Origin of the sequence: Panacagrimonas sp., from assembly GCF_965216805.1 — a bacterium.
Taxonomy (GTDB): Bacteria; Pseudomonadota; Gammaproteobacteria; order Nevskiales; family Nevskiaceae; genus Panacagrimonas.
Genome location: NZ_CBDCGN010000002.1, coordinates 2,786,768 through 2,813,153, shown reverse-complemented (window position 1 = coordinate 2,813,153; position 26,386 = coordinate 2,786,768). Strand labels below are relative to the sequence as shown.

The 26,386-nt window shown below is 65.7% G+C and carries 26 protein-coding genes; 8 read left to right on the top strand and 18 right to left on the bottom strand.

The genetic code is table 11. The annotated features are described in order from the left end of the window. Positions 1-6 precede the first annotated feature (6 nt). The 4 genes from ACOOHP_RS13315 (at position 7) to ACOOHP_RS13300 (ending at position 4,619) form a co-directional block, all read left to right on the top strand. A complete protein-coding gene (locus tag ACOOHP_RS13315) occupies positions 7-1,080 on the top strand; it encodes a VOC family protein (protein ID WP_420466905.1) in 1,074 nt (357 codons plus the stop codon). Between the two features lie 170 nt (positions 1,081-1,250). Next, positions 1,251-2,204: a fumarylacetoacetate hydrolase family protein gene (locus tag ACOOHP_RS13310; RefSeq protein WP_420466990.1), complete on the top strand. Its 954-nt coding sequence runs from the start codon at positions 1,251-1,253 to the stop codon at positions 2,202-2,204. After that, positions 2,204-3,031 (top strand): SDR family NAD(P)-dependent oxidoreductase, encoded by an 828-nt coding sequence (locus ACOOHP_RS13305; protein WP_420466904.1) that lies wholly within the window; start codon positions 2,204-2,206, stop codon positions 3,029-3,031. Before ACOOHP_RS13310 ends, ACOOHP_RS13305 begins: the two co-directional genes overlap by 1 nt. A gap of 4 nt (positions 3,032-3,035) precedes the next feature. Then, complete coding sequence (locus ACOOHP_RS13300) at positions 3,036-4,619, top strand: bifunctional 3-(3-hydroxy-phenyl)propionate/3-hydroxycinnamic acid hydroxylase (RefSeq protein WP_420466903.1); 1,584 nt, start codon at positions 3,036-3,038, stop codon at positions 4,617-4,619. 233 nt (positions 4,620-4,852) lie between these two features. On the opposite strand, the gene ACOOHP_RS13295 is transcribed toward ACOOHP_RS13300, so the two are convergent. Then, entirely contained in the window at positions 4,853-5,218 is a 366-nt protein-coding gene (locus ACOOHP_RS13295) for a cytochrome P450 (RefSeq protein WP_420466902.1), read from the bottom strand. Positions 5,219-5,287: 69 nt separating this feature from the next. After that, the gene (locus ACOOHP_RS13290; protein WP_420466901.1) at positions 5,288-6,304 is read right to left on the bottom strand and encodes an AraC family transcriptional regulator; all 1,017 of its coding nucleotides are present in this window, start codon (positions 6,302-6,304) and stop codon (positions 5,288-5,290) included. 128 nt (positions 6,305-6,432) lie between these two features. Here ACOOHP_RS13290 and ACOOHP_RS13285 point away from each other — a divergent pair, with 128 nt between their 5' ends. From ACOOHP_RS13285 to ACOOHP_RS13270, 4 genes are all read left to right on the top strand, one after another. After that, positions 6,433-7,317: a fatty acid desaturase family protein gene (locus tag ACOOHP_RS13285; protein ID WP_420466900.1), complete on the top strand. Its 885-nt coding sequence runs from the start codon at positions 6,433-6,435 to the stop codon at positions 7,315-7,317. Positions 7,318-7,796: 479 nt separating this feature from the next. After that, entirely contained in the window at positions 7,797-9,008 is a 1,212-nt protein-coding gene (locus ACOOHP_RS13280; RefSeq protein ID WP_420466899.1) for an O-succinylhomoserine sulfhydrylase, read from the top strand. Further along, entirely contained in the window at positions 9,005-9,787 is a 783-nt protein-coding gene (locus ACOOHP_RS13275) for a ferritin-like domain-containing protein (protein WP_420466898.1), read from the top strand. The genes ACOOHP_RS13280 and ACOOHP_RS13275 overlap by 4 nt, the downstream gene beginning before the upstream one ends. A gap of 681 nt (positions 9,788-10,468) precedes the next feature. Next, complete coding sequence (locus ACOOHP_RS13270; RefSeq protein ID WP_420466897.1) at positions 10,469-11,242, top strand: hypothetical protein; 774 nt, start codon at positions 10,469-10,471, stop codon at positions 11,240-11,242. On the opposite strand, the gene ACOOHP_RS13265 is transcribed toward ACOOHP_RS13270, so the two are convergent. The 16 genes from ACOOHP_RS13265 to ACOOHP_RS13190 all read right to left on the bottom strand — a co-directional run bounded on the left by ACOOHP_RS13265 (position 11,208) and on the right by ACOOHP_RS13190 (position 26,382). Beyond that, positions 11,208-11,450, bottom strand: a complete 243-nt coding sequence (locus ACOOHP_RS13265) for a DUF2274 domain-containing protein (protein WP_420466896.1) — start codon at positions 11,448-11,450, stop codon at positions 11,208-11,210. The two genes, ACOOHP_RS13270 and ACOOHP_RS13265, sit on opposite strands and share 35 nt — an antisense overlap. Further along, entirely contained in the window at positions 11,447-12,733 is a 1,287-nt protein-coding gene (locus ACOOHP_RS13260) for a TrbI/VirB10 family protein (protein ID WP_420466895.1), read from the bottom strand. Before ACOOHP_RS13260 ends, ACOOHP_RS13265 begins: the two co-directional genes overlap by 4 nt. After that, positions 12,730-13,728, bottom strand: coding sequence for a P-type conjugative transfer protein TrbG (gene trbG, locus ACOOHP_RS13255; protein ID WP_420466894.1), 999 nt, complete (start codon positions 13,726-13,728; stop codon positions 12,730-12,732). Before trbG ends, ACOOHP_RS13260 begins: the two co-directional genes overlap by 4 nt. Further along, entirely contained in the window at positions 13,725-14,429 is a 705-nt protein-coding gene (trbF, locus tag ACOOHP_RS13250; RefSeq protein WP_420466893.1) for a conjugal transfer protein TrbF, read from the bottom strand. Before trbF ends, trbG begins: the two co-directional genes overlap by 4 nt. Positions 14,430-14,441: 12 nt before the next feature. Next, positions 14,442-15,797, bottom strand: a complete 1,356-nt coding sequence (gene trbL / locus ACOOHP_RS13245; RefSeq protein ID WP_420466892.1) for a P-type conjugative transfer protein TrbL — start codon at positions 15,795-15,797, stop codon at positions 14,442-14,444. Positions 15,798-15,807: 10 nt separating this feature from the next. Continuing rightward, positions 15,808-16,572 (bottom strand): P-type conjugative transfer protein TrbJ, encoded by a 765-nt coding sequence (trbJ, locus tag ACOOHP_RS13240; protein WP_420466891.1) that lies wholly within the window; start codon positions 16,570-16,572, stop codon positions 15,808-15,810. Next, entirely contained in the window at positions 16,569-18,992 is a 2,424-nt protein-coding gene (gene trbE / locus ACOOHP_RS13235; protein ID WP_420466890.1) for a conjugal transfer protein TrbE, read from the bottom strand. The genes trbJ and trbE overlap by 4 nt, the downstream gene beginning before the upstream one ends. 10 nt (positions 18,993-19,002) lie before the next feature. Continuing rightward, positions 19,003-19,275, bottom strand: coding sequence for a VirB3 family type IV secretion system protein (locus tag ACOOHP_RS13230; protein WP_420466889.1), 273 nt, complete (start codon positions 19,273-19,275; stop codon positions 19,003-19,005). After that, on the bottom strand, positions 19,272-19,628 hold the full coding sequence (locus tag ACOOHP_RS13225) for a TrbC/VirB2 family protein (RefSeq protein ID WP_420466888.1): 357 nt from the start codon (positions 19,626-19,628) through the stop codon (positions 19,272-19,274). Before ACOOHP_RS13225 ends, ACOOHP_RS13230 begins: the two co-directional genes overlap by 4 nt. After that, a complete protein-coding gene (gene trbB / locus ACOOHP_RS13220; RefSeq protein WP_420466887.1) occupies positions 19,625-20,632 on the bottom strand; it encodes a P-type conjugative transfer ATPase TrbB in 1,008 nt (335 codons plus the stop codon). The genes ACOOHP_RS13225 and trbB overlap by 4 nt, the downstream gene beginning before the upstream one ends. Next, a complete protein-coding gene (locus ACOOHP_RS13215; RefSeq protein WP_420466886.1) occupies positions 20,629-21,105 on the bottom strand; it encodes a CopG family transcriptional regulator in 477 nt (158 codons plus the stop codon). The genes trbB and ACOOHP_RS13215 overlap by 4 nt, the downstream gene beginning before the upstream one ends. Further along, positions 21,102-23,084 carry a conjugal transfer protein TraG gene (locus ACOOHP_RS13210; RefSeq protein WP_420466885.1) on the bottom strand — a complete coding sequence of 661 codons (1,983 nt, stop codon included), beginning with the start codon at positions 23,082-23,084 and terminating at the stop codon, positions 21,102-21,104. Before ACOOHP_RS13210 ends, ACOOHP_RS13215 begins: the two co-directional genes overlap by 4 nt. Before the next feature lie 220 nt (positions 23,085-23,304). Beyond that, positions 23,305-23,553, bottom strand: coding sequence for an EexN family lipoprotein (locus ACOOHP_RS13205; RefSeq protein ID WP_420466884.1), 249 nt, complete (start codon positions 23,551-23,553; stop codon positions 23,305-23,307). Continuing rightward, a complete protein-coding gene (locus ACOOHP_RS13200; RefSeq protein ID WP_420466883.1) occupies positions 23,550-24,494 on the bottom strand; it encodes a LysR family transcriptional regulator in 945 nt (314 codons plus the stop codon). Before ACOOHP_RS13200 ends, ACOOHP_RS13205 begins: the two co-directional genes overlap by 4 nt. Before the next feature lie 397 nt (positions 24,495-24,891). Beyond that, positions 24,892-25,383 (bottom strand): Fur family transcriptional regulator, encoded by a 492-nt coding sequence (locus ACOOHP_RS13195; RefSeq protein WP_420466882.1) that lies wholly within the window; start codon positions 25,381-25,383, stop codon positions 24,892-24,894. Between the two features lie 36 nt (positions 25,384-25,419). Beyond that, the gene (locus ACOOHP_RS13190) at positions 25,420-26,382 is read right to left on the bottom strand and encodes a DUF3299 domain-containing protein (RefSeq protein ID WP_420466881.1); all 963 of its coding nucleotides are present in this window, start codon (positions 26,380-26,382) and stop codon (positions 25,420-25,422) included. Positions 26,383-26,386 lie beyond the last annotated feature (4 nt).

Below are 26,386 nucleotides of genomic sequence, written 5' to 3'. Positions count from 1 at the left end.
ACGACCATGACCGAACTCCTCACCGCCCAGCCGGCGCGTCACCCGAACCCGACGGTGAAGGCGACCTCGCTCGCCTACCTCGTGTTCGAGCGCCCGGACCTGAACCGCGCCGAGCACTTCCTCGCCGACTTCGGCCTGGCCGTCGCGCAGCGCAGGGATGAGACGCTGTACTTGCGCGGCGCCGGCTGCGCGCCGTACTGCCATCGCGTGCATCGCGCCGCGAAGGCGCGCTTCGTCGGCATGGGGTTCACCGTCGCCAGCCGCGCCGACCTTGAACAGCTCGCCGCACTTCCAGGCGCAGGCGCCATCGAGCGCGTCACGCATCCCGGCGGCGGCGAGCGCGTTGTTCTCACCGATCCTTCCGGATTCACAGTGGAAGTCATCCACGGCCAGACCTCGGTCGACGAACTGCCGCATCGCGGCCCGCTGCGCTTCAATTCGGTCGGCGCTTCGGTACGCATCAACGGCACGCAGCGGCCGGCACCGGAACCGCCGGAAGTGATCCGTCTCGGCCACTGCGTGATCGAAGTGGCGGACTACCAGGCCACCAGCGCCTGGTACACGCAGCATCTCGGATTGATCCCAAGCGATGTGCAGGTGCTGCCGGACGGCTCGCCTGCGGTGACGTTCTTCCGCCTAGATCTCGGCGACACACCGGCCGACCATCACACGCTCGCGATGGCGCAGGGCTTCATGCCGACGTACAGCCACAGTGCCTTCGAGGTGGTGGACGCCGATGCCGTCGGCATGGGCCAGCGCGTGCTGCGCGAGAAAGGCTGGAAGCACGCCTGGGGCATCGGCCGCCACATTTTCGGCAGCCAGATCTTCGATTACTGGAACGATCCCTGGGGCGCCAAGCACGAGCACTACTGCGATGGCGATCTGTTCACCGCGGATCGCCCGACCGGTGTGCACCCGGTCAGTCGCGACGCGATGGCGCAGTGGGGTCAGCCCATGCCGGCCAGCTTCACCAAGCCCAAGCTCACGCCGTCGGCGATCGTCGCGCTGATCCGCAACCTGCGGCGTAGTCCGGATCTCAGCGTGAGCAAGCTGATCACGCTCGCCAAGCTCTTCGGCTGATGAGCGCCTCGCACACCGATTTCACGCGACGTCGCCTGATCCAGGCCGGTGCCGCAACGGCGGTGGTCGCAGGCAGCGGATTTGCGATCACCGCCTGCGATGCAACGCCGCCGTACGAAGAAGTCCCGAATCCCGTACCGACCCCCATTCCCACCGAACGAGTTCCCGCCATGTCCCTCAACATCGTCCGCTACGAACACCAAGGCCGCGCCCAGTGGGGCGTGATCCGCGGTAGCCAGATCACCCCGGTTCCGGGTGATTTAGCCACCACCGGCGACTTCATCCGCGGCTCTTCGCTGCCCGAGCTGAGCAAGCTTAGTGGCGCGACGCTGGAACTGGCCGCCGTCAAGCTGCTCTCGCCGGTGACGCAGAACCAGCAGTTCGTCTGCCAAGGCGCGAACTACCGCCAGCACATGATCGAGTCCGGCATGGACCCGGATGTGAAGAGCTACAACATGATCTTCACCAAGGCGCAGAGCTGCATCGCGCCCGCCGACACCGACGTGATCAAGCCGCACGTCGTGAAGTTCCTCGACTACGAGATCGAACTGGGCCTTGTGCTGCGCAAGTCCATCCACGGCGCGACCACGATCACCGACGCCAATCTGCACGAGTACGTTGCCGGCGCGGTGATCGTGAACGACTACTCCGCGCGCGACGTGCAGATTCCGCAGATGCAGTTCTACAAGGGCAAGTCCTTTCGCACCTTCGGGCCGGTCGGGCCCTGGCTGACCTTGCTGGACGCGTCGAGCATCGCCGCGCTCAAGGCGCTGCAACTGAAGCTCACCGTCAACGGCGACGTGCGCCAGAACGACACGACCGCGAACCTCGTCTATGGACCGGCCGAGACCTTGACCGAGCTCTCGAGCGTGCAGGACTTCGAGGCCGGTGATCTGCTCGCCACCGGCACGCCCGCAGGCTGCGCGCTGTCCGTCCCGTCGCCGGCCAAGCAGAAGCTCGGCGCGCTGCTGCCGGAGAAAAAGAAGTGGGAGATCTTCTTCAAGGTGCAGGCCAAGCGCACGCAGTACCTCCGAAACGGTGACGTGGTCGAGGCCAGCATTAGCAGCGCGGATGGCAGCGTGGACCTCGGCGTGCAGCGCAACCGCATCGTCGCGGAGGCCTGATGAAGAAGTCTCCCGTTGTTCTCATCACTGGCTGCTCCAGCGGCATTGGCTACGCGCTGGCAGAGGCCTTTCATGCTCGCGGCTGCATCGCGGTGGCGACCGCGCGCAAGCCGCAGTCGCTCGCGGCCCTGTCCGCGCAGGGCGTCCACACGCTGGCACTCGACGTCACCTCCGCCGAATCCATCCGCAACGGCGTCGCGGCCGTCGAGGCTCAGCACGGCGCGGTGGACGTGCTGGTCAACAACGCCGGCATTCCGGTGATGGGCCCAACCGCCGAGCTGTCGCTGGACGAGCTTCGTCTGCAGTGGGAAACCAATCTCACCGCGCCCATTGCGATGGTGCAGGCCGTGGTGCCCGCCATGGTCAAGCGCGGCAGCGGCCGCATCGTGAACCTGGGCAGCGTCTCCGGCCTGCTCACCACGCCCTTCGCCGGGCCCTACTGCGCCAGCAAAGCCGCGCTGCACAGCCTGAGCGATGCACTGCGCATGGAACTCAAGCCCTTCGGCATCGAGGTGCTGATGGTGCAGCCGGGCGGGGTGCAGTCCAACTTCGGTGCCGGTGCCAAGGCACAGACCGGGCAACACCAGTGGCAGCTATACGCACGCTTCGCCGACGGCATTGCCAAGCGCGCCGGCGCCTCGCAGGAACACGCGACGCCGACGACCGTGTTCGCGAAGGATTTCGTGCGCGCCGTGCTGGCTGACAAGCCGGAGCCCGTGATCCGGCTCGGCGCGGGTAGCACCGGCCTGCCGTTGCTCGCGCGCCTGCCGATTTCGGTGAAGGACCGCCTGCTGATGCGGCGCTTCGGTCTGAACTCGGCGGATTGATCCGATGAACCCCTCCATTCCCGAATCGGTCGATGTGCTCGTCGTCGGCTACGGCCCGGTCGGCGCCGCGGTGACGGCGCTGCTCGGCCGCTACGGCGTGCGGACCCTGGTGATCGACAAGGCGCCGGACATCCTGCTGGCGCCGCGCGCCATCGCGCTCGACAACGAGGCCTTGCGTATCCTGCAGATGGTCGGGCTCGCGGAGGACGCCTTCGAGAAGGTCGCGATCCCGCACGTGCGCATGCACTGCCCCCACGTCGGCGAGTTCGCGCGAGTCAACACCAGCGGCAGCGTCGACGGCCATCCCAAGCTGGTCACGTTCTACCAGCCGGACCTGGAACGTGCGCTGCGCAAGCAGGCCGAAAGCCATGCGGGTATCTCAACGCTGAGCAGCACCGAGATGCTGGATTTCGTCGAGGACAGCGATGGCATCCACGTAAGGCTCAGGCTGGCGGACGCACGCGAGGTGACGGTGCGCACGCGCTACCTGGTCGGTGCGGACGGCGCGGGCTCCAAGGTGCGCAAGGCCATCGGCCAGGACTTCGAGGGCAAGACCTACGCGGAAGACTGGCTGATCGTCGATGCGCAGGACGTGCCCGGCAACTTCGACCACGTGGAGTTCATCTGCGATCCGAAGCGTCCGACGCCGCACATGGTCGCGCCGGGCGGACGCATCCGTTGGGAATTCATGCTGCAGCCCGGCGAGACGCGCGAGGAGATGGAACAGGACGAAACCATCGCGCGCCTGCTCGCGCCCTGGGCCAAGGCCGGTGAGCTGAAGATCGAGCGCAAGGCGGTGTACCGCTTTCACGCGCGCTCCTGCGAGCGCTACAGCCGGGGCCATGTGTTTCTCGTTGGAGATGCGGCGCATATCACTCCGCCCTTCGTGGGACAGGGCCTGGTCGCGGGGCTGCGCGACGCGGCCAATCTCGCGTGGAAAATCGCGTGGGTGGTGAAGGATCGCGCCGCGCCCGCGATTCTCGACAGCTACGACCAGGAGCGTCGCCCGCACGCGACCAAGATGATCGCGCTGGCCCGGTTCATGGGAAGCCTGGTCATGCCGAGCAGCCGGCTTATGGCGATCCTCGTTCACGGCACGATGATGTTGCTGCGCCGCGTTCCGGGGCTGCGCACGTACTTCGACGAACTGGGTGTCAAGCCGAAGAACGAGTACTCGGCCGGGCTGTTCGCGAAAGGACGGTCGCGGCTGGTCCGGGGCGGCACTCTGCCTCAGGCGCTCGTGCGTGACGGCCAGGGTCGTCACCTGCTCAGCGACGATGCGCTCGGTGCCGCACTCACGCTGGTCGGCTTCGGCCTGGATCCGGCTACGCATCTGTCGGCGCAGATGCGCGCGGACTGGGTACGGCGCGGCGGTCGCATCGTGCAGTTCTGCCAGCGCGGCGAAGCCCTGTATCGCGGCGAGCGCGCCTTCGAAGACCTCAGTGGCGCGCTGGTGCCCGGCGCTGCTCCCTACGGTTGGTGCGCGGTGCTGCGCCCTGACCGCACCGTGGTCACCGACGGCCCGCTTGACGAGGCTGGGTCCCTGATCACCGGCACTCTGAGGTTGCTAGGCGCGCCCACGGCCTGAACCCACCCAGGCAGAACCGATCCTCCACCAAGCTTGGCCTGCCGACTGCTGGAACCCATCGGCAACATCCCGGCTGCCGAAGCGGAAGCCGCCAACTATTCGCATTTAACCGGGTTTGCCCACGCGGCGTGGCTCACAACAGCGAGTCGCCGGAAGTGCTGGCACGGTTCAGCACGCGATGTCCGTGTTGATCGCAGCAACCCCTGTCAATCGCCCGTTCTCGGGCAGGGAAATCAGGCGACCGCCGCCGCCCGCGGCGCGGCCGTGCTGCCGCGCTTGCGCAGCCGCACCGGCATGTGTTTCAGGCCGGTGACGAAGCTCGAATGCACGCGTTCGACCTTGCCGATGATCTCGATGCCGTCGTAGCGGCGCAGCAGTTCCTCGACCGCGCAGTGGAGCTCGATCTTGCCCAGCGGCCCGCCCAGGCAGAAATGCGGCCCGGCGCCGAACGACAGGTGGCGGTTGGGGTGGCGGGTGACATCGAACACCTCGGGTTGCTCGAACACGTCCTCGTCGCGATTGGCCGAGCCCACCCACAGCACCACGCGGTGGCCGGCCTTGATGTGGCGGCCGCCCAGATCGGTGTCGCGGGTCGCCACCTCCGCCTCTGGCCAATGTCAGTGTTCAACCGCACATCGAGATTGATTTCGATCGGCCCGGTGCAACGCTCACTTTCCAGACAACTTGCGGTACTCCCCCGGTGCCTGCCCAAACCACCGCCGGAACGCACGCGTGAAACTGGCGGTGTCGCCGTAGCCGAGCTGTAGCGCAATCTCGTCGAGCTTCATCTGGGTGCCCTGCAGCAGTTGCGCGGCCAGTTGCTGGCGCTCGTCTTCAACGATGTCGCGGAAGCTGGTGCCTTCGGCTTCAAGCTTGCGCCGCAGGCTGCGCGGCGCCACGGCGAGGTGCTGCGCAACATTTTCGATGGACGCGACCAGACCCAGCGGCCCCAGGACGAGTTGGCGGACCTGGCCGGTGACGCCGCTGACCTGGCGCCGCTTGAGCTGGGCGCGGCACTGATCCTCCAACAGGCGGGCCAGGTTGGCGTCGTACATCGGCAACGGGATCTCGGCATCCTCCCGCCGCAGCACGATGGCGTTGCGAGCGCCGCCGTAGCGCGGCGCAATGCCGCACAAGGCCTCGATGCGCGCAGCGTGCGCCGGCGCAGGCCCTGCGTACTCCAGGCCTCGCAAACTGATACCGGACAGGCTGAGTTCCTTGACGAGATTGACCGCTGTGCCGGTATCGCGCTCCAGCAGGAACTGGCGCAGGTGCTGCGGAATGGCACCGGGGTCGGCGCAAAGGGCGAACTCGCGTTCGTCGGTTTCCGACCAGAAGCGACAGTAGGCGGTGCTCAGCGGCAGGTAGCGCAGGCATCGCTCGAGCGCCTCGCGCAGCGTGCGACTGGTGCGCAGCGCAAATCCCCAGATGCCGAACGTGGCCACGTTGTATTGCAGGCCCAGCTCGAAGCCCAGCGCCGGCACCTGCGGCAGCGCCAGGATCAGGTTCTCGATCAGACGCATCTCCTGCTCGCGCGTGATCAGTGCCTCTGCGTCGCGCAGTTGTGCCGCAGTCATGTCAGTACCCAGCAGGCAAGTCTCGGCATCGACGCCCTGACGCGCGGCGAAGTTGACCATCACCTGAGCAATGGCGACAGGATGCAGAACGCTGGTCTGAGCTGACATGGCTTCTATCAGTGGTTCTCCGCTCCCTGCCTGGCCAGATATGCCCTGCAACAGGCCTGGAATGCGCTGTCGCGTGTCGCTGCTTGTGCGTAGATTCGAGACTCGACAAGCCGAACCCGGAGTGACCCATGGAGCAGGATCTGATCGCGCTGAACAAGCAGGCCATCGCCGTCTCGAAAGAGTATACGGGCGCAGTAGCGTGGCCGACGGTCCTCCTGGTGGCGGTCGTGATCGGTGCCTTTGTCGCGAACTTCTGGCTGTTCGCGGCCGGTCTTGTGCCGCTGTGGGCGGCGACTGCGATCTACGCCGTGCTGACCTACATGTCGTACACGCCGCTGCACGAGGCCGCCCACGGCAACATCCACGGCGGGCGCGAACGGCTGAAATGGCTCAACGATCTCTGCGGCTATTTGGTCGCGCCACTGATCATGATTCCCTACTCCACGCACACGGTGGAGCACTTCACCCACCATCGCTATACCAACCAGCCGGACAAGGACCCTGACTACCTCATCGTCGGCAGCCGTCACGGCTTCCTGGCCTTCATCGTCTGCGGGGTCAAGTTCCTCTGGATGCAGAACACCTTCCTGTTCCGCGACTACTGGGCGACGGCGCCGCGGCGCGAGCGTGCGATCTACTTCGCCGAAGTGACGCTGGCGATCGGTTGGCGAGTGGCTTTCTTCGCGCTGATCCCGACCACGTCGACCCTCATCCTGCTGCTCGCGGGCTATCTGGCCGGCGCCTTCTTCACCGTCTACTGGTTCGCCTACCGCCCGCATCTGCCGTACGAAGATTCGGCGCGCTATCGCAATACCAACAGCCTGATCATGCCGGTCTGGATGAAACCTCTGGAGTGGTTCTGGCTCGGTCAGAACCTGCACTCGATCCACCACGCGTTTCCCCGCGTGCCGTTCTATCGTTACCACGCGCTGTACCGCCAGATCGAACCGGTCTTGCGCGCGCATGGCACGCCGGCAATCGGCATCTTTGATCGCAAGCCGGTGCGTGCGTGACAGCGGGTGGCCAGAGCGTGTGGGGAGCAGCGCCCTATCCCGCTGGTCTGTTCGATGCCAGGTGGGAAGTCCGCCTCTGACACAAAGCCGTTGGCCGGGCGCCAACGTGTGGCCGATGGGTTTTCGCAAAGCCTCAGTTGGCGAGGGCTCTTGGCACGTGCCGGCCCTCCCCTGGTGCCTCAGAGAGCTGCGCACTGATCACTGGGTGCGCCACTTGCCCAAAAGCTCCAGCCGATGCGTTTGGTCACATCATCAGGATGACGCCGCTGCGGTTTCGGCGCAGTTGCGTCGGCGAAACCGACTGAGCGCCGGCAGTCGTCTGTCGCCCGATTCGTTGACCCATCCTTGGCAGGGTCCTTAAACTCCACGTCGCGCCGATTTCCTCCGCTTGCGGGCTTCAACCAGCTAAGCGGAACCGATGAGCAATCGGCCCGCCATTCGACGCGGGCTTTTTCATGCCCGCGTGACGGGAGACTGACATGACCGACACGCCAGACACACCAGAAGAAGATCCGACCGCCCTGTGGGGCCCTGCCACGCTCGGTATCCGCGCCGCCGAACTGCGCGGACCGGAGATGGAGCACTCGCCGTCGATCTATCCGACCTCCAGCTTCGTGTTCCGCAACGCCGCCGAGGCCGCCGCCGTGTTTGCCGGCGAGCAGGCCGGCAACGTCTACGGCCGCTTCACCAATCCCACCGTGCGCGCCTTCGAGCAGCGCCTGGCGCGCATGGAAGGCGGCGACGCCTGCGTGGCCACCGCCAGCGGCATGGCGGCGATCCTGTCGCTGGTGCTGGCGACAATGAAGGCCGGCGATCACTTGCTGGCGTCGGCCGGGCTGTTCGGCGCCACCATCAATCTGTTCAACAACTACTTCGTCAAGTTCGGCATCGAGGTCTCCTACGCGCCGCTGGCCGATGTCGGTGCCTGGAAGCAGGCGCTGCGCCCGAACACGAAGATGCTGTTCGTGGAGACGCCGTCCAACCCGCTGACCGAGATCGCCGACGTGCGCGCGCTGGCGGACATCGCCCACGCGCACGGCGCCACCCTGGCGGTGGACAACTGTTTTCTCACCCCGGTGTTCCAGAAGCCGTTGGCGCTGGGCGCCGACTACGTGATCCATTCGGCCACCAAGTTCCTCGACGGCCAGGGACGCTGCCTGGGCGGTGCGGTGGTGGGTGACGCCGACAAGGTGGGCAAGGACGTGTTCGGTTTCATGCGCACCGCCGGCCCCTGCCTGAGTCCGTTCAATGCCTGGGTGTTTCTCAAGGGCATGGAGACCCTGGCGGTGCGCATGAAGGCGCACGAGGACAACGCGCGGCGGCTGGCGTCCTGGCTCAATGAGCAGGTCGGCATCGACCGTGTGTTCTATCCGGGCCTGGCCAGTCACCCGCAGCACGAACTGGCGCGGGCGCAGAGCAGCGGTTACGGCGCGATTGTGTCGTTCGAGGTCGAGGGTGGGCGCGAGGCGGCGTGGAGGCTGATCGACTCGACGCGGCTGATCTCCATCACCGCCAACCTGGGCGACACCCGCACCACCATCACCCATCCGGCCACCACCACCCACGGGCGCATCTCGGCCGAGGCGCGCGCGGCCGCGGGGATCAGGGACGGACTGGTGCGTGTCGCGGTCGGCCTGGAGGACCTGGAAGATCTCCAGGCCGACCTGCTGCGAGGTCTGCCGCAACCGTGAGCCGGGCGCTGCTCGCCGCCCTGTGCGCCACCGACCCGGCCGACAAGTGTGCGCGGGTCGCGGCGCTGACGCCGGGCGAGGTGCGGTCGGCAGCGCCTGCAACGCCGACCGACCCGGAACGGATTCCCGGCCGACCGGCGCGGCCGGAGCTGGTGCATCCGGCCAAGGTGCCACGCCGCGCCCTCGGCTCGGTGGCCGGGCGCGCGGCACTGATGCACGCGGTGGCGCATATCGAGTTCAACGCCATCAACCTGGCGCTGGACGCCGCGTGGCGATTTCGCCGCCTGCCGGACGATTACTACGCCGACTGGCTGAGCGTGGCGCAGGACGAGGCGCGGCACTTCGCCATGCTGACCCGGCGTCTGGCCGACCTGGGCCATGCCTACGGCGATTTCTGCGCCCACAACGGCCTGTGGGAGGCGGCCGAAAAGACCGCCCACGACGCGCTCGTGCGAATGGCCCTGGTGCCGCGGGTGCTGGAGGCACGTGGTCTGGATGTGACGCCACCGATGATGCAGCGCCTGCGCGAGGCCGGCGACGCGGACAGCGCTGAGGTACTCAAGGTCATCCTGGCCGAGGAGGTGGGACACGTGCGCATCGGCACGCGCTGGTTTCGTCATTTATGCGCGCAACGCGGCTTGCCACCCGCGTCCACGTTTACCCGCCTGCTGCGCGAGCACCGCATGCGACTGCACCCACCGTTCAATCTGGAGGCGCGTGCGCGTGCCGGCTTCGAGATCGCGGAATTGCAGATGATTTCGGCTGCCGCCGAAATCTGATCGATCGGCAACCCGGCGCCCGCCCGATCGGGGAAAGACACGCCTGTGCTGGGTGATCCCGGGCCGGAGCGCGGGAACCGCGGGAGGATTGGGCTACAATCCGTCGCCGCTTGCAGACGCGATGACGCCGTTCCGAATCATGGGCCTGCCCCCGGCAGCGCGTTGCGGATTCCGCTGCGGATCGCACGGTGAAGGCGCTCACTTCGCGGCGATTCCGATCTCACCCCGATCTGCAACAATGCCCTTTCTGATTGCTGCGCCGACGCATGGCCCGAATGGCGAAATCGGTAGACGCCGGGGACTTAAAATCTGTTTTGTCAAGTCCCGCTCCCTCTTTTCCCTGAAGTGGAAATCCAAGTGAGACAATCAGTTGCAAGTTATTTAGACTTGCTTCTGAATTTCGCTTTGGTGAGCAGGGGCCAGCTAGGAGTCAGCAGATTTTAAGAAGGAATAGACTCCAAGGCGCAGCACCACGCCCGAGTGGTGAAATCGGTAGACACAAGGGACTTAAACAATTTGGGCCCTCCTGGGGAAACCCTTGAGGTGACGCCCGTCAAATTCGGCGAAAGCCCTGGATGTCGCGACATCTGAGCCAACGCCGAGCCAAGCCCAGGCCACACGGCTGGGAAGGTGTAGAGAGCAGACGGCGGGCACCTAAGGCTGTAAAGCCATGGTGAAGGCGTGCTCCAGACCACGAACAGCGCCAGCGCTGGCGGCGAAAGCCGAAGTGGTAAGAAAATCCCTCGGCCTCACGGCTGTGCCGGTTCGATTCCGGCCTCGGGCACCAATACCAAGGCCGCTTCTGTTCAGACAGAAGCGGCTTTTTTGATGGGAGCAGCCTTGATTCAGACTGAAAGATGGTTTCACGGAACGACCGGCCCCAGGTTCTCAACATGGCAGGTTCCTCCACCGCCCGTACCAGGCGAGGAACTGCGTGTTCCTCACACCGGAATCTTTTTCACGAAAGATCTCGACGCGGCCCGGAAAGTCGGCCCCTACGTCTGCTCAGTCCGGCTTACGGATAAGACCCGAATCCTCGATGCCACCCAGCCGTCAACGGATACCGAGCAACTCCGCCGAGTGGTGATCGAAAACGAGATCGCCAGGATGTGCATCTATGCACGCACCCCTCAAGCGTGGGTGTCTGCCTGGCGGACAGGCGAGGTATTGCGATTCGCCTCCGATGATCCAAGGTTCTCGCTGCATCTCGACCGCTACGCCAAGCAGTTCAAGGGGGTGCCGCACGACGTCCAGCAAACCATTGCCGGACACAATTGGACACGTGGATGGATCGAACTCATCGTCGCCTCGGCCACAAAGCTGGGCTTCAATGCCCTGCATGGTTTCGAGATTGACCGTCATGCCGGCGTCTCGCCACCACCCGCTGTTTCATGGCTCGCGGTGACGGATGCCGAAGCTGTTACTGCCCCAATGTGGGAGCACGCGGCGCCCTGACGACTCGCCTGAACCCCCGATCCCGCGCCATGAACGCCTCCAGCATGTGCGGGATCAGCGTCGCCGTATCGACCGCCTCGCCATAGGTCTGCGCGTGCAGCGCGGCATAGCGGTCGAGGTCGGCCTTCAGGCTGACCGGGCACGCGAACGTCAGCTTGACGCTCTCGGTCTTGGGCAGCGGCCCGAGCCGCAGCTTGTTCGTGATCATGGCGACGATCCCCTCTGAAAGAACAGCGGCTGGTACGGCCGCAGAACAAGATCTTTGTTGACCATCACGCGCATCGGGAAACCGGGGCGGACGGTCAGCGTCGGCTGCACGCTCAGATTGCGTCGCGTGATCTCCTGGCCGATCTCGTTGATCGTCTCCTGCGCACTTTCTCGCGTGGCGACGATGACGCGGCCGTCGCTGCCGTCGCGTTCGGGCGCTGCGAGTTCCGCGCCGACACCGAGCAGCGTGGACAGTGCCGCGCCGGCGAGGATGCGATCCCAGTGCCAATCGACGCCATCCTCCAGGCCGGCGTATCCGGCTGGATCGACGCCGGGAAGGCGGTCCAGCGAAATCGAGGACGTGTCCGGCAGGATCAGCCGGGTCCACACCAGCAGCACGCGACGCTGGCCGAACGCGATCTGGCTGTCGTACCGGCCGATCAAGCGCGAGCCCTGCGGGATCAGCAGGTGCTGCCCGGTCGCCGTGTCGTACACGGCCTCGGTGACGTTGGCGATGATCTGGCCCGGAAGGTCGGAATTGATGCCGGTCACGAGCGCCGCCGGAATGATGGTGCCCGCCATGACCTGGTACGGAGAAGTCGGGAGCTGAACGCTGGCAGGGTTGCGCGTCGTCGTGTCACCTGCGCGCTCCATGAAACCCTGCTTCTGATCCTGGCGGTTCTGTATTGCTATCGGGTCGGCGGGCTGCGCGGCGACCAGCGCCGGCCCTGCCGGCTCGAAGGCAGCATTACCGAAACCCTGCGATGCCGGCATCGCTTCCGCCGGCGCGGCATCCGCTCTCGCGACAGCCTGCTGTCCGCTGCGGAAGAACACCGATGACTTCGCGGCCGCCTCTGCATCACGCTCCGCGTTCAAACGCTCGGTCTCCGCCGGATCGGCGTAGCCATAGGAATCCATTCCGCCTGAGCGCTGTGCGCGGACGATCGGCCCGCCAAGATCGCCGGGCAGCGGTTCTCCGAGAATCGGCGGCCAATCCTCCACTTCTTCACGTTCCGGCGGCACGGGCAACTGCGAATAGTCCGCCGGCAATCGCGTAAGGTTTTCCGATCGCGTCACGCGATCGACGTTGTAAAGCTCGCTCGCCGACGTTGCACGCGAGCGCTTCGGGGCTTGCAGCGACCACAGCGTCGCGCCCAGAACAGCCGTCGCCAGTGCGCCGGCGATCACGGCGAGCATGCGCCGATTGAGACGCGTCACCGGGCGAGGCGAAGCGCGGAGCGTCAGCGTCTCCGGGTTCGCCTTGGGGGCGGCGGCCGCGTTCATGATCCCTGCCACCGCGAAGGGCTATCGACACGCTCGATGCGCACCACCGAAGCCCCCTTGCCGCCAAGCCGCAGTTCCGCTGCACCGAACAGGCGATCGACGACGTAGTACGGCGCGCGATAGCGATAGTTCACGAGCTGGGCATCGCCTTGCTGGCCGATCACGAATAGCGGCGGCAGTTCGCCCTGGGCGATTTGCCGCGGAAACTGGATGTAGACGCGCTGGCCGTCGTCGAAGGCGCGCAGCGGCTTCCACGGTGGATCGTCGCCGCGGATCGCGTAGCGGAAGCGCAAGTCTTCCAGCACCAGTCCGGATTCCGACGGTGCTGGGGCGAGCGCCTGTGTCACGGATGCCGTTTTCCGCAGTGAAAGCAGTTGGTCCTGCGGATAGGTCCAGGACACCGAAGCCATCCACGTCTGTTCCGTCGAACGCAGTTCGAGCAGGTAGGTGCGTTTGTTCGTCGTGATGACCAGATTGGTATTCAGATCGGTCCGGGCCGGCTTCACCAGAACGCTGGCCCTTCGATCCGCACCGCTACCGCTGCTGGTATCACCGACGATCCATCGCAGGGTGTCGCCGGCTGAGACCGTCAGCAACTCTTCGCCCGCCTGCAAGGCAATCACGGTGACGTGACCAGGGCTGGTGTAGACCTGATAGAGGGCGCCGTCCGAGTACGGCCACACCTGGATGGCGTTGACGTACCCATCGCGCGTCGGCTCCATGCGCGCGGCTTCGTTCGCGGACGCGACCCTATGCCCAGGATCGGCGGGTTCCGGCATTTGACGCGGTACCGGCGCCAGAGACTTGAGCTGGCACGGCAGCGGCAAGGGCTTGGGGATTTCGATCACTTTGATGGGCTTTGGCACTTCCGGGATCGGTTCGGCAGGCCCCGGCTCGTTCAGCGTGATCGCGGGCGGCGGCGTACCGTGCGACGCGCATCCGCAAACGCCGATCAGGATCACCGCTAATCCGTAAATGCGGAAAACTGCTTTCATGGTTTTGCTCCTTGAGTCGCGTCGAGTTCACGGCTCCATGAGAGACCGTTGACGTAGATGCCCAGCGGGTTGCGCCGCAAGCGCTCCTCGTTGCGGGGTGCTTGCAGCACGACGGACAGCACGGCGGTCCAGCGCTCCGTCGCTGACAGCGAACCGTTCACGTAGTGGCGCTCGATCCAGCGCAGTTGGAAGCTGCTGTCGCTGGCACGCACCACGCTCGTCACTTCCACGGCGATGGAGTTCTGGCCGATGCGCGCGAACGGATCGTTCGCGCGTGCGTACTCGTTGAGCGTCGCCGCGCCGCGGTCGGTGCTGTAGTCGTAGGCGTCGAGCCAGTTCTGGCGCACGACGATGGGGTCGATCGACAGCGAGCGCACCAGCGTGATGAAGCGCGCCAGGTGATAGGCGATCTGCGCATCGGTCGGCCGGTAGGGCGTTGCAGCTTCGCCCACGGCACGCACTTCGCCCGCAACATCCACCTCCACCACGTAGGGCGTCACCAGAGACTGCCCGGAACGCCAGACGAGGCCCGCAGCCATCAGCAAGGCCAGCGACAGACAGCCGAAGGCCATCAGCCGCCAGTTCTTCGCCTGCACGCGGGCCGAGCCGATGCGTTCGTCCCAGGCTTGCGCGGCCGCCTGGTACGGCGTGGCTGGCTGGGGCGTGTCGGAATAGCGCACCTGTGGTCGCTTGAATCGCATGGCGGGTTCTCCTTATGGATTCGAGGAATCGCCCAGGCTCGGGCCGCTGCCGGAGCCACCGCCGTCGCCACCGCGCAGCGTGTGGGCGACGGTGGTGGCGGCATGGGTGAGTTGCTGACGACGATGCAGACGCTTGGCCCAGGCGGGTTGCGCCGCGCTGGCGGACGCGGCGCCCGCGCCACCCTGGCCGGCAGCGCCGCTCGCGGGTGCGGCCGCATCAGGATCAACAGCAGCGGCCGCGCGCGCCTTCAGCGAGCGAGCACCGGCGGCGACCTTCTGCCCGACCGACTGCGCGCCGGTCCTGGCGACGTTGCCCAGACCTGCGGCGGCGCCTTCGAGACCGCCGCCAGCGGCAGCGGAACCCGCATCGAACGCCGACTTCGCGCTGCTGGCGGTGGACGCCATCGAGCGCGCGCCGCCGACCGCCATGCGCGCTGCACCCGGTGCCATGCGCGCACCGGCCGCGACGGCGCTGCCTGCGCCAGCCACCACCGCGCCCGTGGCGACCGCTGCACCGGCGACACCGAGAACCGTTCCCGCCGCGGCGCCCGCGCCGAGCTGCGGCGAGCCGGACACCAGCCCCGTCGCAATGCCTGGCCCGAAGATCCCGAGCGCCAGCAAAGCCAGGGACGCCAGCATGATGACCAGCGCGAAGTCGATCGAAGGCTCTGCGGGCGCGACCTGAAATTCGGCGAACAGGCCCGTGCCAATGCCGACGATCACCGCCAGCACCAGTACCTTGATGCCGGACGACACCACGTTGCCCAGCACCTTCTCGGCGAGGAACGCGGTCTTGTTCCACAGCGCGAACGGCACCAGCACGAAGCCGGCGAGCGTGGTCAGCTTGAACTCAATCAGCGTCACGAAAAGCTGCACCGCCAGCACGAAGAAACTGACGATCACCACGAGCCAGGCGATGAACAGCACCACGATGGCGTCGATGTTCACGAACACTTCGGGGAAGCCCGCCATGTCGCCGATCTGTTCGAGGATCGGTGCGCCCGCGTCGATGCCGACCTTGGCGAGCCGGCCCGGTTGCAGGAACTCGGCCGGTGTGATCGCCGAACCCGACGCCATCAGCCCCAGTCCTGCGAAGGAGCGGAATACGATGCTGGCCAGCCAGTTGAAGTTGCCGATGATGTAGGCGAAGGCACCGACGTACAGCACCTTGCGCAGCAGCTTGGCGATCACGTCATCGCCCTGGCCCGCGGCATGGCCCATCGCCCAGTACAGGCCAGCGATGGTCATGTCGATCACCACCAACGTGGCGGTGAGGAACGCAACCTCGCCACCGAGCAGGCCGAAGCCTGAGTCGATATAGGCAGAGAAGACATTGAGGAAGCGGTCGATCACCGCCACGTCATTCATGGCGTGCGCCTCAGTGGCCGTAGAACTGTACGGCCTGCGGCGTGTATGGCGTGCCTTCGCCAAGGAAGCGCCGCCGCACCTCGCGGGCACGCTCGGTCGCCGCTGCCTGACGCGCCAGCTCCAGCGACGCCGCGCGATCCTGAGTCAACTGGAGTTGCTGCGCCTGTATCGCCTGTTTGGCCTGCAAGGCGAGCAACTGATTCGTCGCCTGCATGGCTTGCAGTGCGCCGGTGGCCGACTGGCTCTGGCCGATCAGATCGGCCAGCACGCCTTCATCATCGCCGAGGTTCTGCGACACCTGCGCCTGCATCCGCATCGCAGTGTGCAGGCCGTCGAGCGTGTGCTTCCAGCGCTCGCGCGCATCCTGCGCCATGCGATCACCACCGATGGTTGCGGCGTACTCGTGCGGATACAGCCGTGCGAATTCCTGGTCCATGCTCGCCACGTCGTAGGCCAGCCCCTGCGCCTCGGCGATCAGGCGCTCGGTGGTCGCCAGCGTCGAGCGCAGGCGGCTGACCACGTTGAACGGAAGGCTCGTCAGGTTGCGCGCCTGGTTGATGAGCATCTGCGCCTCGTTCTGGAGTTGCCGCACCTGGTTGTTGATCTGCTCCAGCGTGCGCGCGGCGGTCAGCGTGTTCTGCACGAGGTTGGTTGGATCGAGCACGACATCGCCGACACCGAACAGCGCATGCGCGGGCTGCGCGATGCCGAAGGCCATCGCAGTCGCGGCGGCGAGCGCCCTGATCCTGGGTTTGAGACGAGACTTGCGCTTCATGGCATTTCTCCTGCGAGTGAGTGGCGGTCGATCAACTGCGCGGCCCAGTCGAGACCGCGATGGCGCAGCCAGGCGGCTGCAAAATCGGAGCGGCCGGCATCCCGCAGCACGCGATCGATGTCGCGCTGGTCCTGCGGCGTCGAAGCGCCGGCGAAAGCCAACGCGACCGGCCCCAGGTCGAGATCGAACAGGCGATTGCCCAGCCGCGACTGGTAGTAGTAGTCGCGCTTCGGAATGGCCTGCGCGACGATCTCGATCTGCCGGCTGTTCAAGCCGAAGCCTTCGTAGATCGTGCGAATCTGCGGCTCGGTGGCCTGCGGGTTGGGCAGGAAGATGCGGCTCACGCAACTCTCGATGATCGCCGGCGCGATGGCGGAATCCTTCACGTCGGCGAGCGACTGCGTGGCGAAGATGACGCTGACGTTCTTCTTGCGCAGCGTCTTCAGCCACTGGCGAATGCGCGCCGCGAACACCGGGTCGTCGAGGAACAGCCAGGCTTCGTCGAGGATCAACAGCGTCGGCGCACCATCCAGCCGCTCTTCGAAGCGCGCGAACAGGTAGCGCAGCACGGCCAGCACCGCAGCCTTGCTGTGCATCAGCTCCTCCATCTCGAAGCCCTGCACGTCGGCCGCACCCAAACGATCGTAGTCGGCATCCAGCAGCCTGCCGTGCGTGCCGCCGAGCACGTAAGGCGCCAGCGCCTGGCGCAGCGTGTTCGATTGCAACAGCACCGACAGCCCGGTCATCGTGCGCTGTTCGACCGGCGCACTGGCGAGGCTCGCCAGTGCCGACCAGACCACCTCTTTCTCGGCCGGGCCGACGGCGACGCCCTCGTGGATCAGGCGACCTTCGATCCATTCGGCGGCCCAGGTGCGGTAGCCCTCATGGTCGATGCGCGCGAGCGGCTGAAAGGCGATGTCGTCGTCGCTGCCCAGATCGTAGTGCTCGCCACCCAGCCCAAGGATGGCGGCGCGGATCGAGCGGCCCATGTCGAAGGCGAAGATGCGCGAACCGGCGTAGCGGCGGAACTGCAAGGCCATCGTTGCCAGCAGCACCGACTTGCCCATGCCGATGGGGCCGACCACCAGCGTGTTGCCCACGTCGCCGATGTGCGTGACCAGCCGGAACGGCGTCGCGCCATCGGTGCGCGTAACGATCAGCGGCGGGCCGTCGAGATGCGCGTTGCGCTCCTGGCCGGCCCACACCGCCGACACCGGCATCAGGTGCGCGAGGTTCAGCGTCGAAATGCTCGGCTGGCGCACGTTGGCGTAGGCGTTGCCCGGAACGGAGGACAGCCACGCCTCCACGGCATTGAGCGTTTCCGGAATCGTGACGAAGCCACGGCCCTGGATCACGCGCTCCACCCCGCGCAGCTTCTCGTTGGCCGCGCTGGCATCGGTGTCCATCACCGTGACGGTCGTGGTCACGTAGCCGTAGGCGACCTGATCGCTGCCGAGCTCCTGCAGGGCCGCATCGGCGTCGCTCGCCTTGTTGCTGGCGTCGGTATCCACCAGCGGCGATTCCTGCTGGAAGATGGTTTCGCGCAAGAGCGCCACCACGTTCTTGCGCTTGGCGAACCACTGCCGGCGCAGCCGCCCGAGTTCTTTCTCGGCTTCCGCCTTGTCCATGCAGATGAAGCGCGTGGACCAGCGGTAAGCGAAGCCCAGGCGGTTGAGGTCATCGAGCAGTCCCGGCCACGTCGGCGTCGGGAAGCCGCGTACCGTCGCCACGCGTAAGTGCTGGTTGCCCAGCATCGGCGCCAGGCCGCCGACCAGTGGCGCATCGGGCAGCAGCGCATCGAGATGGAACGGCACCTCGGGCACGCTGACGCGGTAGTGGCGCGTGGAAATGCAGCCGTGCAGATAGGTCAGCGTCTCGCCATCGTCGAGCCAGGCAATCTCCGGCATCACGCCGTCGAGCAGGTCGAACACCCGGTCGGTCTCCGCAACGCAGGCATTCAGACGCTCGCGCCAGTCCACTCCACGCCGCGACGTGTTCTCGTAGATCAGCTTGGCGGCACGCGCGCGCGACTCTGCCGGCGGCAGGTACACCAGCGTCAGGTGATAGCCGCTCTCGAAATGGCTCTGGTCTTCCTCGAAGGCCGCGCGCCGCTCCTCGTCCACCAGCCAGGACAAGGCTTCCGGAAACTCGGACTGCGGATAGCCGGCGGCGGCCCGCCGCTCGGCCTCTACGAACAAGGCCCAGCCCGATCCCAGGCGGCGCAGCGCGTTGTTCAAGCGTGCTGACGTGGCGATCAGCTCGCCCTGCGTCGCGCTGTCCAGGTCCGGTCCACGAAAGCGCGCGGTGCGCTGGAACGAACCGTCCTTGTTGAGCACTACGCCGGGCGCGACCAGCCCGGCCCAGGGCAGCCAGTCGGCGAGCAGTGCGGGACGCTGGCGGTATTCGGTGAGGTTCAACATCGCATCGCCCTCACACGTCCAGCAGCGGCCGGTGCTTGATGTGGCGCGCGAACACCTGCATGAACTGCGGGTCCAGCCGCGCACCCCATACCGCGAGCGAGTGGCCAACGATCCACAGCACCAAGCCAGGAATCCACAGTTGCAGGCCCAGACCCACGGCGGCGGCGAGCGTGCCGTTGGCAATCGCCACGGTGCGCGGCGCGCCGCCCAGCAGGATGGGTTCGGTCAGCGAACGATGCAGCGGCACCTCGAACCCGGCGGCGAAGTCATCCGGTGCGCTCATACGACGGCCCCGCCGGAGAAGCTGAAGAACGACAGGAAGAACGAGGACGCCGCGAACGCGATCGACAGGCCGAACACAATCTGGATCAGCTTGCGGAAGCCGCCTGAGGTATCGCCGAAGGCTAGCGCCAGGCCGGTCGCTATGATGACAATCACTGCAATGATGCGCGCCACCGGCCCCTGGATCGAATCGAGAATGGCTTGCAGCGGCTCTTCCCAGGGCATGCTGGAGCCGGCCGCCTGAGCCGTCGAAACGATGCAGAGCATCAGCGCGGCGGGCATGAACACTCGCAGCGCATGGCGCAGATGCGGATTTACGGACATGCGGAAGGTCGTAATGCCGGGATGTGTCATGGCGGTTCTCCAGAGTTGCGGGTGGTCGGGGACGGAATCGAAGCGACCGCGTCGTCGAGCCGGTAGCCATTGCCATCGAAGCCGATGACGCGGGCGACGGTCTGGACATGGCGGGCACGCCCACGGCCGGCGATGAAGACGATGACGTTCACCGCCTCGGCGATCAGCGCTCGCGGCGGCATCAGGGCCACTTCGAGAATCAGTTGCTCCAGGCGCAGCAGCGCGCCATGTGCGGAACTCGCGTGCAGCGTGGCGATGCCGCCGGGATGTCCGGTGCCCCAGACCTTGATGAGGTCCAGCGCCTCGCCGCCGCGCACCTCGCCGACGATCACGCGGTCGGGTCGCAGGCGCATCGTGGCGCGCACCAGCTCGGTCATCGACACGACACCGGCGCGGGTGCGCAGCGGTACGTGGTCGCGCGCCGCGCACTGCAATTCCACCGTGTCTTCCAGCACCAGCACGCGATCGTTGGTCGCGGCGATCTCGGTCAGCAGCGCGTTGGCGAGCGTCGTCTTGCCGGTGCTGGTGCCGCCGGCAATCAGGATGTTCTGGCGCTCGCGCACCGCGCGGCGCAGGAACTCGGCTTGTTCCGTGCTCAGGATGCCGTCGCTAACGTAGTCGGTCAGGCCGATCACGCCGACGGCGCGCTTGCGCAGGGCGAAGGCCGGGCCCGGCGCGGCCGGCGGCAGGATGCCCTCGAAGCGTTCGCCGGTTTCGGGCAGCTCGGCAGTCAGCAGCGGCCGCTGACGATGCACCTCGGTGCCGACGTGCGCCGCAACCAACCGGATGATGCGTTCGCCATCAGCGGCAGACAGCGACTCGCCGGTGACGGCGCGCCCGGTCGATAGGCGATCGATCCACAAGGCGCCGTCCGGGTTGAGCATGATCTCCACCACGTCCGGATCTTCCAGCGCCGCGGCGATCTGCGGTCCCATCGCCGTGCGCAACATACGGATGCGGCGATCCAGCGAGGTGGACGCCGATGATTGCGGAGCGGCGCTCACGAGGGACGCTCCTGTTCCTGCGCCTCGGCCAGTACCGCATCATCCAAGCGCCGCGTGTCGGGCTGGATCTCCTCGATCACATCGCGCACCAGGCTGCGCCCGAGCAGCAGATGGCGGCCAAGCTGTTCGATGAATTTCTCGAAGCGAGCCTTGCCCTGCGCTTTCGCGGCTTCCTGATGCGCCTCGGGCAGCGGCGTGCTGACGGTGAGGTAGTAGCGCACGTACAGCGCCACGGTCTCGATCAGGATGTTCTGGTCGCGTTCCAGTCTCTCGAATTGGCGCGACAAGCGATCCAGGCGCTTGGCCATTGCCGCCTCGCGCTGGTCACCCGCGTCCGGCGACAGCCAGGACGCGAGTGCCGCGGCGACGATGGAGGACTTCGAGACGCCTTTCTTTGCCGCCAGCTCGTCCAGACGCCGGGCGTGGTCGTGCTCGATGAACAGGTTCAAGCGGTAGCGTGAACGGAGACTCACAGCGGGATTCCATCGTCGGGATCGAGGGCGGCCAGCCGCGCCGCGCGCTGCAAGCGCGGATCGAGCTGGGACGGCAGAGGCAACGGCATGTCGTCGTCATCGAGCAGCGCCAAGTCGCTGGGCGCGTGCTCCGGCTCGGACATGTAGGCGACGGACTCGGACAGCTCGGGCTGCCGCCGCGGACCGCCGTCGTCGGCATCGCCGAGGCACGCAGCGGTGGCAGGAATGGCGGGAATCGCCAATGCGCTCCAGTCGTCCGTACGCGAGGCCGGCGCATCGGCGTAGCGGTCCAGCGACAGAGCGGGTGGCGGCAGGACGCGGTGCTTGAAGTTGGCGTCGGCGTAGTAGCGTAGCTTCTTCGCCTTGATCGGCGGATGGCCGGAGATCATCACCACGGCCTCGTCCGGCGGAAGCTGCATCACCTCGCCGGGCGTGAGCAACGGCCGCGCAGTCTCCTGCCGCGACACCATCAGATGTCCGAGCCAAGGCGCGAGCCGATGGCCCGCGTAGTTGCGCTGCGCTCGCAGCTCGGTCGCCGTGCCCAGCGTTTCGGAAATTCGCTTGGCGGTGCGCTCGTCATTGGTCGCGAAGGTCACGCGCACATGACAGTTGTCCAGAATCGAATGGTTCTGCCCGTAGGCTTTGTCGATCTGGTTGAGCGACTGCGAAATGAGGAAGGCACGCAGGCCGTAGCCCGCCATGAACGCCAGGGCGCTCTCGAAGAAGTCGAGGCGCCCGAGCGCAGGAAACTCGTCGAGCATCAGCAGCAGCCTGTGCTTGCGCTCCACGCCGTCGCTGCCGTCGAGCGATTCGGTGAGGCGCCGTCCGATCTGGTTGAGGATCAGCCGGATCAGCGGTTTCGTTCTGCTGATGTCTGAAGGCGGCACAACGAGATACAGCGACACCGGATGCGCGGCGGAAATCAGATCGGCGATGCGCCAGTCGCAGCGCGAGGTCACTTCGGCCACCGTGGGGTCTCGGTACAGACCGAGAAAGCTCATCGCTGTGGACAACACGCCCGAGCGCTCGTTGTCGCTCTTGTTCAAGACTTCGCGTGCGGCGGATGCAACGACGTGATGCGGCGCATCACCCAGATGCCGCGTGCTCATCATCCGATGCAGCGTAACCTCGAAGGGACACGCCGGATCGGACAGGAAGTTGGCGACGCCGCGCAGCGTCTTGTCGCCGCCCGCGTAGAGCACGTGCAGGATCGCGCCGACCAGCAGCGCGTGCGAAGTCTTCTCCCAATGATTGCGTCGCTCCAGAGCCCCTTCGGGATCGACCAGGATGTCGGCGATGTTCTGCACGTCGCGCACTTCATGCGTACCGCGACGTACTTCGAGCAGCGGGTTGTACGCGGCCGACTTCGCGTCGGTGGGGTTGAACAGCAAGCAGTGAGAGAAGCGCGAGCGCCAGCCGGCCGTGATATTCCAGTTCTCACCCTTGATGTCGTGGATCACGGCGGACGCCGGCCATGACAGCAGTGTGGGCACCACGAGACCGACGCCCTTGCCTGAGCGTGTCGGCGCGAACGTCAATACGTGTTCCGGTCCTTCATGCCGCAGGTACTGGCGCTCGATCCGGCCGAGGAAGACACCGGCCGGATCGGTGAGCCCGGCCTTGCGGATTTCAGAAGCACCGGCCCAGCGTGCTGAGCCGTAGGTCGTGACCAGGCGCGACTGCCGCGAGCGCCACACTGACATGGCAATGGCGACCACCACGGCGACCATGCCGCTGGAACCGGCGATGGCGCCGCCCGTGGTGAAGATGTCAGGCGCGTACGCGTCGAAGAAGAACCACCACTCGAACAGCCGCCACGGGTGATACACCGGCGTACCGAACAGATCGAACCACGGCGAGCCTAGGCGTGGCTGATAGCCCAGAGCGGCGGCGGTCCATTGTGTGGCACCCCACACGCCGGCGACCACGATGCCGAATACCGTCAGCACCTGACCCAACAGCACGCCCGTCGCCTGCATCCTGGCCTCCGAATCGCTCCTGTACATCACGCGGCGAAACGAGTGCCGCGCAAGTCAGAGTCGGTGCGAGATCAGTGCCGGTCAAAGACTGTTATCGGCACAATTCAGAAGGAAAAAACAAGACTTCCCGCAGAGGCGAAAGCGGGAGAATTTCTGCAAGCGAAAGCGCGTTGCGGCGTGCGGAGCAATCGGATGGAATTCTCTTACGCGAAGTGCCGATTCAGAACTTTGGCGCTTCCTTCGGCGGCGTATAGGGTACGTGGCCGTCTCCCATGAAGCGACGGCGCGTAGCCTCTGCCACCGCCTTGCAGACATCGTCGCCGAGCTTGGTGCGGTCGGCGCGGCACTGTTCGCGCAATTCCTTCAGGCGTTCGGGATTGGCGACTAGCGACTCGACGGTATCCTTTGGCGCCGATTCACCACAAGCAGTCATCATCAGCGTGAGCAATAGCGTGGCGAGTATTCTCATGAATTGATCTCGTTCGTGATGTCAGGGATATGCGAGGAGGCCCATGTCGAAGGGACTTCCGCGCTGATCGGACTGACCCGATCAATGAAGCGGCTCAAGGTCTCGGATGGCTCGACATCGCGCCGCAGCAGGTAGGTGGTCAGCATCGGCGAACGTCCCGCCAGAGGTCGGCCGATAACATCAGCGTTCCGGCAGGCAGCGATTTGCGACGATCCCACCAGCGCCAGAGCGTATCCCGCCGCCACCAGTGCCAGCATCAGGTCCAGCGACGCCACTTCCTCCGCGACAAGCGGTTCCGCATCCACGGCACGAAGAACCCGCGCGATCTGCCGGGCATAGCCCTCGCATAGTTTCGGATCGCACATCACCAAGGGATAGTGCAGCACTTCGTCCAACGGAATGCACTTGTACGTCAGCAATGGATGCCGTGCGGGTACGGCAACTACCAGCGGATCGTTCCAGGCCGGTTCGGCGAGGATACCGTTACCGACCTCGGCGGACTGTGCGAAGCCCACGTCATAGAGGTCATCATGCAGTCCTCTGATCTGCTGCGACAACGACACCTCATACAACCGGATATCGACTTCCGGTTCGTCCTGCCGGCATTGCGCCAATAAAGTGGTGAAACGCGGCGGCGTGATGCCGTCGGACAAGGCGACGCGCAATTGATTCTGATACCCGGCAGCCGCAGCCCTCACGCTGGCGCGTGCCTGCTCCAGAGCCGCGAAGACGCGTGGCACATGCTCAAGTAGAAGTCTTCCAGCGCGCGTCAATCGCGTGCTGCGGGTCGTCCTGTCGAACAGACGAACGCCGAGATCTTCTTCCAGTTCTTTGATGGCGCGAGATAGCGGCGATTGCTCTATGTGCAGACGCTCGGCTGCACGGGCGAAGTGCAGTTCCTCCGCCACGGCGATGAAGTAACGTAGATGACGCATTTCCATGTCGCGCACCCTGTAATAGGACTAGGGGCGGCCAAAGATCAATGTGTGGTGGGCAGCGCCCCGTGTCGCGGCTGCGAGACCAGCGTCGTTGCCACTCACAACAATCACGTCGTACTGCATGAGCGATCTCCCTCGAAAGTTGGCGCCAGCGGTCAGCACGCAATGATTGATGATCGTGTCTTTAATATATAAATGTTATAACATTACATCTTCATCGAAGAAGTCAACGACAAAGCCATTTGGAGCGCCGCCCATGGGGCGCTGACTCCAACCACCAGCCGCACGCGGCCCGGACCTGCCCAATCTGGGCTGGCAACTCCTGTTCTCGATCTCCGAACATCCCGCACGCCACGCCCAATCTCTGTACGCCCTGGTCGAGTTGGACATAGCGCAAGGATCAGGACTTCGGCGGATCGTCAGCGCAGTTCTTGCAAGTGCCTTCAAGTTCGACGATGCGACGGTTCGATTTGAACCCGCGGCTGCTGGCGGCCTTGCCGAGCAACTGCGTCAGCGCCGTGGACTCAAGCTCGTCGGCATGGCCGCAGGTGGAACACACGAGGTAGAGCCCATCGTGGGGATGGTCGGGGTGATCGCAGGCGAGGAAGGCCTGTGCCGAGGCCAGCTTGTGGACCAGGCCGATGCGGGTCAGAAATTCAAGCTGGCGGTACACGGTCAGCGGCGCGAGCCTGCGCTTCTCCCGCTTTTCCAGCAGCGCCATCAGTTCGTAAGCGGAGACGGGCCGCCCCTGGGCGACCAGTTCCGCGTAGGCGTTCAGACGCGCGGGCGTCAGCCGCTCGCCGGCATCGGCGCTCAGTTTCTCGGCCAGCCGGCGGGCCTGAGCGGGCAAGTCGGCATGTCGACTTTTCTTGTCGGCAGTCTGGATAGGCATGGCCAAAGGATACCGTTGCCAGCGGATTTCGGCGCGTCATGGTTTGACTTGCCGTGCGTCGCGTAGTCGATAGATCACACCGATCTCCTCGTTGCGAATGACGGTCTCGAAGCGACCTTCGAGAGTGATGGGGTCCCAGGACGCGGTGACGCCTTTGGGTGCAAATACTTCGACGGCACCGGCCGGGCCGCCGGGAATGTGAAAGAAACAGCTCGGCGGATTGGAGGTGAGCAGGAAGTGCTTCTGTTTTTGCTCGGGCTCCAGCGGCATCATGAACCCGACGAGCTTCACCGTCTTGCCGTTCTGGGCCGCAATGTCCTGCGGAAAATCCGCCTGCACCCGGTCATCGGTGAAGCGCAACCGTGCCTGCATCAGATTTTCCCAGCGCAGCGCGCCGCTGACCTCGTCCAGGCCGGGATAGCCCGCCGCCTTGAGGCTGATGACGTTGACCAACATCTCCAGACGCTGATCGCGGTAGCTCACCGTGACGCGGTCCGAGCCCATTTTTCCGCCGACGATGCCGAAAGACATCATGCCGCTGTCGTCGGTGGTCTCGCCGGCATCGACCGCCGTGAGTTTGGAGCTCCCGACGATTTCGAGCTTGGGCTTGGCACCGATCACCGGCCGACCGTCCGGCGTCTGCACCTGCACGGTCATGTAGGCCAGATCGCGTTCCAGCAGGTCCACCACGTAGCGCCTCTGCTCGTCGAGATAGCCGGTCTCCGACATGAATTCCAGACGCACGGCGGTGGCCTTGTCGGCGGCGATGGGCTGGGGTGGCGGTTCTGCCGGCTCGCTGTCCGCATAGGGGGTGCCCGACAAATCGATCGGCGCTTGCACGGCGAGTTCGGCGTCCGTGAGCGTCCCGGGATTGTCCAGCGTCGCGGTGCGGGGTGTCGGTTCGGCCTGGGCCGCTACCAGTGCAGGCGCCTCCTTGTTGCGATCACAGCCGGCCAATACCAGCGGGCACCACAACAGCAGCGTTGCGATTCGCGACATACGC

Coding starts and splice junctions, on each gene's coding strand:
- ACOOHP_RS13315 (WP_420466905.1), top strand. CDS start 7: ATGACCGAACTCCTCACCGCCCAGCCGGCGCGTCACCCGAACCCGACG.
- ACOOHP_RS13310 (WP_420466990.1), top strand. CDS start 1,251: ATGTCCCTCAACATCGTCCGCTACGAACACCAAGGCCGCGCCCAGTGG.
- ACOOHP_RS13305 (WP_420466904.1), top strand. CDS start 2,204: ATGAAGAAGTCTCCCGTTGTTCTCATCACTGGCTGCTCCAGCGGCATT.
- ACOOHP_RS13300 (WP_420466903.1), top strand. CDS start 3,036: ATGAACCCCTCCATTCCCGAATCGGTCGATGTGCTCGTCGTCGGCTAC.
- ACOOHP_RS13290 (WP_420466901.1), bottom strand. CDS start 6,304: ATGTCAGCTCAGACCAGCGTTCTGCATCCTGTCGCCATTGCTCAGGTG.
- ACOOHP_RS13285 (WP_420466900.1), top strand. CDS start 6,433: ATGGAGCAGGATCTGATCGCGCTGAACAAGCAGGCCATCGCCGTCTCG.
- ACOOHP_RS13280 (WP_420466899.1), top strand. CDS start 7,797: ATGACCGACACGCCAGACACACCAGAAGAAGATCCGACCGCCCTGTGG.
- ACOOHP_RS13265 (WP_420466896.1), bottom strand. CDS start 11,450: ATGATCACGAACAAGCTGCGGCTCGGGCCGCTGCCCAAGACCGAGAGC.
- ACOOHP_RS13260 (WP_420466895.1), bottom strand. CDS start 12,733: ATGAACGCGGCCGCCGCCCCCAAGGCGAACCCGGAGACGCTGACGCTC.
- trbG (WP_420466894.1), bottom strand. CDS start 13,728: ATGAAAGCAGTTTTCCGCATTTACGGATTAGCGGTGATCCTGATCGGC.
- trbF (WP_420466893.1), bottom strand. CDS start 14,429: ATGCGATTCAAGCGACCACAGGTGCGCTATTCCGACACGCCCCAGCCA.
- trbL (WP_420466892.1), bottom strand. CDS start 15,797: ATGAATGACGTGGCGGTGATCGACCGCTTCCTCAATGTCTTCTCTGCC.
- trbJ (WP_420466891.1), bottom strand. CDS start 16,572: ATGAAGCGCAAGTCTCGTCTCAAACCCAGGATCAGGGCGCTCGCCGCC.
- trbE (WP_420466890.1), bottom strand. CDS start 18,992: ATGTTGAACCTCACCGAATACCGCCAGCGTCCCGCACTGCTCGCCGAC.
- ACOOHP_RS13230 (WP_420466889.1), bottom strand. CDS start 19,275: ATGAGCGCACCGGATGACTTCGCCGCCGGGTTCGAGGTGCCGCTGCAT.
- ACOOHP_RS13225 (WP_420466888.1), bottom strand. CDS start 19,628: ATGACACATCCCGGCATTACGACCTTCCGCATGTCCGTAAATCCGCAT.
- ACOOHP_RS13210 (WP_420466885.1), bottom strand. CDS start 23,084: ATGCAGGCGACGGGCGTGCTGTTGGGTCAGGTGCTGACGGTATTCGGC.
- ACOOHP_RS13205 (WP_420466884.1), bottom strand. CDS start 23,553: ATGAGAATACTCGCCACGCTATTGCTCACGCTGATGATGACTGCTTGT.
- ACOOHP_RS13200 (WP_420466883.1), bottom strand. CDS start 24,494: ATGGAAATGCGTCATCTACGTTACTTCATCGCCGTGGCGGAGGAACTG.
- ACOOHP_RS13195 (WP_420466882.1), bottom strand. CDS start 25,383: ATGCCTATCCAGACTGCCGACAAGAAAAGTCGACATGCCGACTTGCCC.
- ACOOHP_RS13190 (WP_420466881.1), bottom strand. CDS start 26,382: ATGTCGCGAATCGCAACGCTGCTGTTGTGGTGCCCGCTGGTATTGGCC.